Raw genomic sequence first — 5,921 nt, 5'->3', positions numbered from 1 at the left:
GCGATCTCGCGGGGCAGGTCGTAGAAGTCGCCGGGCCCGTCGCGGGACTCGGTCACCCCGTCGGTGACCAGCAGCAGCGTCTCGTCCGGCGCCAGCGGCACCCGGCGCACCGGTGGCAGCAGACCGCCCGCGAGATCGGCGCAGCCCAGCGGCATGCCCTCGCCGCTCGGCAGCTCGCGGACCCCGCGCGGGCCGACGGCCAGCGGCGGTTCGTGACCGAAGTTCACCATCTCCAGGATCTCCGGCGTGTCCCCGGGGAAGCCGATCAGGACGGCCGTGGCGAACCGGTCGCCGTCGGCCCCGCCGAGCGCGACGGTGTGGGAGCGGTGCCGCAGCATCCGGATCTCCAGCCGCTCGGCGACGGTCGCGAGATCCTTCTCGTGGTAGCCGGCCTCGCGGAACGTGCCGAGCAGCGCGGCGGCGGCCTCCACCGCGCCGAGGCCCTTGCCCTGCACGTCGCCGATGAGGACACGGGTGCCGTGCGGGCTGGGCTGGATGTCGTAGAAGTCGCCGCCGACCCGGGCCTCGACGTCGGCGGCCAGGTACACCCCCGCGTGCTCCAGCCCGGCCCAGTCGGGCGGCAGCGGGCGCAGCACGGTGCGCCGGGTGGTGTCGGCGATGTCCCGGATGTGCAGCACCTGCCGTTCCCGGCGCACGCGCACGGCGGCGGCGAGGGTGGCCAGGGCGCCGCCGACGGCGACCAGGATGAAGTCGCCGAGCCCGGCCTGGTACTGCTCGGGCCAGGCGCTGTCCACGAAGACGTACGTGGCCACCGCGAGCAGCCCGTACCCGGCCGTCGTCCACGTCCCGCAGATCGCCGAGGAGATGCCCGGTACCAGGACGATCCAGGAGATCATCCGCAGTCTCTCGCCGGTGGAGAAGTCCGCCAGCACGACGCCGGCGAGGAGCAGCAGCGGGAGCAGCCAGGCGACGCTCCGGCCGCGCACCCGCAGCAGCGGTCGCCGCCCGTACTCCATCCACGTCACGGCCGGCAGCCCTCCATGTCCTCAGCGAAACACGGGGGAGGTCCGCACGCATCCGGGCGCCCGGCACCCTCCCGGCCGAGTTGCCGGGCCATCCGCACCGGTGTGCCCTGGTAGCGGAGGGATCGGGGGCGAGGAGAGAGGAGTGCCCTCATGGCTCAAGCCGCACCCGCGCCCGGCGGCATGTCCCGGCCCGGCCGCACGCCCGAGGTGGAGGGCCGGGCCACCGATGTACGCGCCCGCCCGCCCGACGTCTTCGACGCCCGCACCCACAAGCTGGCCCGGATCGGCGTGCCGGTCGTGCTGGGCCTGGTCTACGGCTACTGGGTCGCGGCCAACAACCGCTCCGGCGGCCCGATCACCGGCTGGAACCTGCTGCTCGGCTTCGTCAGCGCGCTGGTGTTCGCGGTGCTGTGCGCGGCGTTGCTGGCGCTGGGGCCCCGGATGATCCGGGAGGCGCACGCGCTGCTGTGGACGGCGTTCGTCGGCTGCGCGTTCGGCGGGCGGGGCGCACGGTTCTGGCCGACGGGTGGGGCGCACGGCCGGCGTTTCGGCGGGTGGGGCGCGCGGTGGGTTTTTCGGCGGATAGGGCGCACGTTGAGCGCGCAGTGCGCGTGTGGCGTACGGATGGCTTCTGTGCGCCCCTGTCACGCCGGCGTGGCCGAAACCGTAGGCCTACTAGAGGACCGGTGGGTTCCGTATCCCGGAGCGGTCCGGCGCCGGGGCGACCGGGCGCGGGGCGGGCCGCCGACGGGCCGGATGGGCCGTTGGCGGAGCCGAGTCGCCCCCGGCGTGTCGCGTCGTCGTACGGGCGGCGGTCCCAGCGTGTCCGGTGGCCGAATCGTCACCACAGATCAGGCGAGGTTCGGCCAACCCGTCGTACCGGCCGGTAGGGCGCCGGAGCGGGCGGCCGGAGGGACGGGAAGCGGGTTCACAGCTGTCCCCCTGGCATCTTTTTCCCCGCGCCCGGTTTGCCGGTGAGCCGCCGGGGCACACGCGGGGTCGACGATCAGGCCGCCGCCTCGACACGCGCCGATGGGCCGGCGGAGTGGCGCGATGGTGACGCAAAAGCACCTGCACAGTACTCTCCGTTCAACTTCAGGGGGTTGCTTGCGCGTGACACACCGTGAAGACTGTGGCCGAGTTCCCTCGAAACGAAGGTGTCCCGGGGTGTGCACCATGCCCATCACCGGGTGGCATCCGCTCCACACGGGAGGGCGGGCGCCGAGAACGCGTCATCTCACCTCGTTTCGAACGGCCGGGGCTGGGGGCCCCGCTGTCGTACAGGAGCCGGGAGGGTCCCGCGTGATCGCTGCGCGGGAGGTATCGCCGAGGGGATGGGGTATGCCGGGTTGGCGCGCCACACGACGGGGCTCGCCGCGGGGCCGTGGCCGGCCGCGCGGTCACCGCGTCCTGTATCGCATCTGTTGAGGACCAAGGGGGCCCGCACCTGGCGTCCGACGGACGGCGACCGACCGTCCCACCGCCACAGCCAAGGCAGCCCGTGCCACGCGTTGCCCCCGGCCCGATGTCCGGAAAGCGTCGGCACAGCCGTGTCCGGAACGGCGCGTGCCCCGGGCCGGGCGCGGGCCCCGGACCGCCTCGGTGTGTGATTTCCGCGTGCCCGCACGCGCCACCCGCTAGCGAGGAGACAAGGTGATCAGCAAGCAACAGACGGGCGAGCGCCTCCTGCTGGAGGAGTTACCCGACCGCTGGCGGGGCTTACGCGAGGCCGGGCCGGTGCGGTACGACGAGGCACAGGGCGTCTGGCAGGTGCTGGACCACGAGTCGGTCGCCACCGTGCTCGCCGACCCGGCGACGTACTCCTCGGACCTGTCCGCCCTCACCCCCACCCAGCCCGACTTCGAGACCTTCCGCCAGGGCAACTTCGTCGGCATGGACCCGCCGGCACACCGCAGGCTCCGTGCCCTGGTGAGCCAGGCGTTCACCCCCCGGGTCGTCCAGGGACTCGGGCCCCGGATCGAGGCGGTCTGCGCCCGGCTGCTGGACGCCGTCGCCGACCGCGACCGGTTCGACCTGGTCGACACGCTGGCCTACCCGCTGCCGATCATCGTCATCGCCGAACTGCTCGGCATCCCCGCCGGGGAACACCGGCTCTTCCAGGAGTGGGCGAGCGTGCTGTTCGGCGGCGACCAGCTCGGCGAGGCCCCCGACATGGCCGACCTGGAGCGGGCGCTGGACGCCATCGCCCCCACGGTGCGCGAGATGAACGGCTACGTGCTGGAGCACATCCGCGCCCGCCGCGCCGACCCCGGCGACGACCTCACCAGCAGACTCATCGCCGCGGAGGTGGACGGCGTGCGCCTGCGGGACCAGGAGATGGTCGGCTTCGTGGCGCTGCTGCTGGTCGCCGGGCACATCACCACCACCGCACTGCTCGGCAACGCCGTCGTCGCCTTCGACCGCCACCCCGGCACGGACGCCGCGCTGCGCGCCGACCCCACGCGCATCCCGGCCGCCGTCGAGGAGGTGCTGCGCTGGCTGCCGCCCTTCCCCGAGCTGGGCCGCCGGGTCACCCGGCCCGTGGTCCTCGGCGGCCACGACATCCCGGCGGACACCCTGCTGATGACCCATCTGGGCGCCGCCAACCGGGACCCCGCCCGGTTCGCCACGCCCGACGTCTTCGACGTGACCCGGAGTCCCAATCCCCATCTGACCTTCGGGCACGGCATCCACTTCTGTTTCGGCGCGCCCCTGGCCCGGCTGGAGGCGCGGATCGCCCTGCGTATGTTGCATGAACGATTCCGCATGCTGGCGATCCCCTCCTACGAGGACATCGCCTACCAGAACCCGGCCGTCATCGTCGGCGTACGACAGCTGCCCGTCGAGGTCGGCAGACCCTAGTCCCGGCGCGTGCAGCGCCCTCCGGCCGGCCCCCCGCACCGCTCACCACGGGCCGGACCGGCACGCCCGCACCACAGACCCATCCAACGGAGTCCCCTTCTCATGCCGTACACCATCCCCGCCGCTCCGGCCGCCTCCCGGACACCGTCCCCCTCGCCCCGGGAGTCGCGGGAAACGCACCGGGAGTTACAGGACCGCCTCGACGCCCTCGCCCGGGCCCACCGGGTGCCCGGAGCCCAACTGGCCGTGGACACCGGCACGGACGTGATCGCCGTACACACCGGCACGGCCGACGTCACCACCGGCAGCCCCTTCACCGCGGACACCGCCGTCCCGCTGGGCTCGCTCACCAAGCCCTTCACCGCCGCGCTCGTCCTGCTCCTGGCCGACGACGGCGACCTGGACCTCGACGAACCCGCCGCCGGCCAGCTCCCCGAGCTGACCGGGATACCCGAGGTGACGATACGTCAGCTCCTGTCCCACACAGGCGGGTTACCCACCGGGCCGGATTCGGACACCGCCGCCACGACCACCGCCGCCCGCTATCTCGCGGCCGTCTGCGCCGACCGCGACCTGCTGTTCGCGCCCGGCACCGACTTCTCCTACTCCAACGCCGGCTACGTCGCCGCCGGACGGCTGGTGGAGACCGTCACCGGCATGCCGTGGCCCGAGGCGGTCCGGGCGCTGCTCCTCGAACCCCTCGGCATCCGGGCCGCGTTCACCGGTGACACCACGCCCGCCCGCCCCGTGGCCGCCGGGCACGCCGTCAACACCGCGACCGGGCAGGCCCGTCCGGCCCGGCAGAACCTGGCGCCGCTGGAGGCACCGGCCGGCGCGCTGCTCGCGAGCGCCCTGGACCTGGTCGCGTTCGGCAACGCGCTCACCGGCCGCTCGGACCTGCTGCCGCCCGCCGTCGCCAAGGAGATGCGCCGGCCCGAGAGCGCCGCCCGGCCCGGTACGCTCGCCGACGGCTGGGGCCCCGGACTGGCCCTGTACCGGCGGGACGACCGGATCTGGTGCGGTCACGACGGCAACGCCCAGGGCACGTCCTGCCATCTGCGGGCCGACCCGGAGAGCGGGGCCGTGGTCGCCTTCACCGGCAACTCCGGGTCCGCGACCGCGCTGTGGCACGACCTCGCCGAGGAGGTGACCCGGCTCACCGGCATCCCGGTGCCGGCCGGCCCGCGGGCCGTGGACCGGGGGCGCCCCGTCGACCTGCCCGGCTGCACGGGCACGTACCGCAACGGCACCACGACCTACCGCGTCGCGCCCGGTCCCGACGGCGCGCCGGCCCTCTCCGTGGACGGGGACCTGCCCCTCCCGCTGGTCTGTTACGCCGACCTGTCCTGCGATCTGCGCGATCCGGCCACCGGGCGGCTCGAACCCGGCGGACGGTTCCACCGCGATCCGGCCACCGGCCGGGTCGACCGGGTACAGATCTCCGGACGCACGGCGCGCCGGGCCGACGACGGCTGAGGGGCGCCGCCGGTATCGGTACCGGTTCAGGTGTTCGGTGCCGGTGTCCGTGCCCGTGCCGTGAGGTGCCGGTTCGGGGCCGGCTGCCGGGCTGAGGCCGTGCCGGTCGCGGTGTCGAGGCCCGGCTCCGGGTCCGGTTTCGGTTAGGACTTGGGTTCCGGGTTCTCGTTTCCCGTTCCCGTTCCCGTTCCGGTTCCGGGTCGGGGCCCGCTTCGGTCGCTCCGGTGCGGCCGGTTCCGCGGGTACGGCCGGTGGGGAGCTGGTGGCTGCCGTGGGGACACCGAGCACCGCTCCCGGACAGCAGGCACCGTCGCACCGCATCGCCGTCCCGTCACGCACTGCCGGTGACCCGCGCCCGTCTCCCCGCCCCCGGGGCCACCGGGGCCGCCCCGCGCCGTATCGTCCCGCGTTCCGCTCTCCGAAGGACTTCACCCATGACGGACCTGCACGACAAGCCCGCTCCGGCGTCCCCCCTGCCGAAGGCCGGCCCCGCCGCCGGCCTGCCGGAGAGCGGCGCGGCACGGGCGTATCCGACGCTCGGCGAGCTGTCTTCTACTACATCCACACCGCGCTGTTCACCTTCGCGGCCCCGGTCAT

At 74.1% G+C, this 5,921-nt stretch carries 4 protein-coding genes; 3 read left to right on the top strand and 1 reads right to left on the bottom strand.

The window, feature by feature from the left end; genetic code table 11:
- A partial coding sequence (locus H5J33_RS20765; protein WP_181796427.1) for a PP2C family protein-serine/threonine phosphatase occupies positions 1–977 on the bottom strand: 977 nt, incomplete at its 3' end.
- A 159-nt stretch (positions 978–1,136) separates the two neighbouring features.
- On the opposite strand from H5J33_RS20765, the gene H5J33_RS38355 reads away from it, so the two are divergent.
- The 3 genes from H5J33_RS38355 to H5J33_RS20750 all read left to right on the top strand — a co-directional run bounded on the left by H5J33_RS38355 (position 1,137) and on the right by H5J33_RS20750 (position 5,324).
- Positions 1,137–1,964 (top strand): hypothetical protein, encoded by an 828-nt coding sequence (locus tag H5J33_RS38355; RefSeq protein WP_309485454.1) that lies wholly within the window; start codon positions 1,137–1,139, stop codon positions 1,962–1,964.
- A gap of 675 nt (positions 1,965–2,639) precedes the next feature.
- Complete coding sequence (locus tag H5J33_RS20755) at positions 2,640–3,848, top strand: cytochrome P450 (protein WP_181796426.1); 1,209 nt, start codon at positions 2,640–2,642, stop codon at positions 3,846–3,848.
- 102 nt (positions 3,849–3,950) lie between these two features.
- On the top strand, positions 3,951–5,324 hold the full coding sequence (locus tag H5J33_RS20750) for a serine hydrolase (protein ID WP_181796425.1): 1,374 nt from the start codon (positions 3,951–3,953) through the stop codon (positions 5,322–5,324).
- Positions 5,325–5,921: the final 597 nt, after the last annotated feature.

The organism is Streptomyces sp. WELS2 (assembly GCF_013870595.1).
GTDB lineage: Bacteria > Actinomycetota > Actinomycetes > Streptomycetales > Streptomycetaceae > Streptomyces.
Note: the sequence above shows the minus strand (reverse complement) of the source record. Positions and strands in the feature narration are given on the sequence as shown.

Coding starts and splice junctions, on each gene's coding strand:
- H5J33_RS38355 (WP_309485454.1), top strand. CDS start 1,137: ATGGCTCAAGCCGCACCCGCGCCCGGCGGCATGTCCCGGCCCGGCCGC.
- H5J33_RS20750 (WP_181796425.1), top strand. CDS start 3,951: ATGCCGTACACCATCCCCGCCGCTCCGGCCGCCTCCCGGACACCGTCC.